General features: G+C 53.5%; 1 protein-coding gene. It reads right to left on the reverse strand.

Annotation, left to right across the window (positions count from 1 at the left end; translation table 11 throughout):
* Nucleotides 1-29: 29 nt before the first annotated feature.
* Nucleotides 30-1,156, reverse strand: a protein-coding gene (locus QMN93_RS25930; RefSeq protein WP_085954994.1) for an IS3-like element ISSen4 family transposase whose coding sequence is annotated in 2 segments (ribosomal slippage) — nt 30-892 and nt 892-1,156 — 1,128 coding nt in all. Because the reading frame shifts where the segments join, the coding sequence is not laid out codon by codon here.
* Between the last annotated feature and the right edge of the window lie 71 nt (nt 1,157-1,227).

Raw genomic sequence — 1,227 nt, forward strand, 5'->3', positions numbered from 1 at the left:
TGACCTGCCCCCACGATTAGATACAACACTCAGTTAGTAACGTCGGAATCTTCATTCTCAGAATGACCCTTTCTCCAGCCCGCTGCAAATTCAGACGGTGTCTGATAATTCAGCGTGGAGTGCGGGCGGCATTCGTTATAATCCTGCCGCCAGTCATTAATAATTTTCCTGGCATGAACGATATCGCTGAACCAGTGCTCATTCAAACATTCATCGCGAAATCGTCCGTTAAAGCTCTCAATAAATCCGTTCTGCGTTGGCTTGCCCGGCTGGATTAAGCGCAACTCAACACCATGCTCAAAGGCCCATTGATCCAGTGCACGGCAAGTGAACTCCGGCCCCTGGTCAGTTCTTATCGTCGCCGGATAGCCTCGAAACAGTGCAATGCTGTCCAGAATACGCGTGACCTGAACGCCTGAAATCCCAAAGGCAACAGTGACCGTCAGGCATTCCTTTGTGAAATCATCGACGCAGGTAAGACACTTGATCCTGCGACCGGTGGAAAGTGCGTCCATGACGAAATCCATCGACCAGGTCAGATTGGGCGCCGCCGGACGGAGCAGCGGCAGACGTTCTGTTGCCAGCCCTTTACGACGTCTTCTGCGTTTTACGCTCAGGCCACTGAGGTGATAAAGCCGGTACACGCGCTTATGATTAACATGAAGCCCTTCACGGCGCAGCAACTGCCAAATACGACGGTAGCCAAAACGCCTGCGCTCCAGTGCCAGCTCAGTGATGCGCCCTGATAAATGCGCATCAGCAGCCGGACGGTGAGCCTCATAGCGGCAGGTCGACAGGGATAAACCTGTAAGCCTGCAGGCACGACGTTGCGACAGACCGGTCGCATCACACATCAACATCACGGCTTCCCGCTTCTGGTCTGTCGTCAGTACTTTCGCCCAAGAGCCACCTGAAGCGCCTCTTTATCCAGCATGGCTTCGGCAAGCAGCTTCTTGAGTCTGGCGTTCTCTTCCTCAAGCGACTTCAGGCGCTTAACTTCAGGCACCTCCATACCGCCATACTTCTTACGCCAGGTGTAAAACGTGGCATCGGAAATGGCATGCTTGCGGCAGAGTTCACGGGCGGGTACCCCAGCTTCGGCTTCGGCTTCGCGGAGAATACTGATGATCTGTTCGTCGGAAAAACGCTTCTTCATGGGGATGTCCTCATGTGGCTTATGAAGACATTACTAACATCGGGGTGTACTAATCAACGGGGAGCAGGTCA

Origin of the sequence: Enterobacter sp. R-1.6.2, from assembly GCF_035064085.1 — a bacterium.
In the GTDB taxonomy this organism is placed as follows: domain Bacteria; phylum Pseudomonadota; class Gammaproteobacteria; order Enterobacterales; family Enterobacteriaceae; genus Enterobacter; species Enterobacter asburiae_B.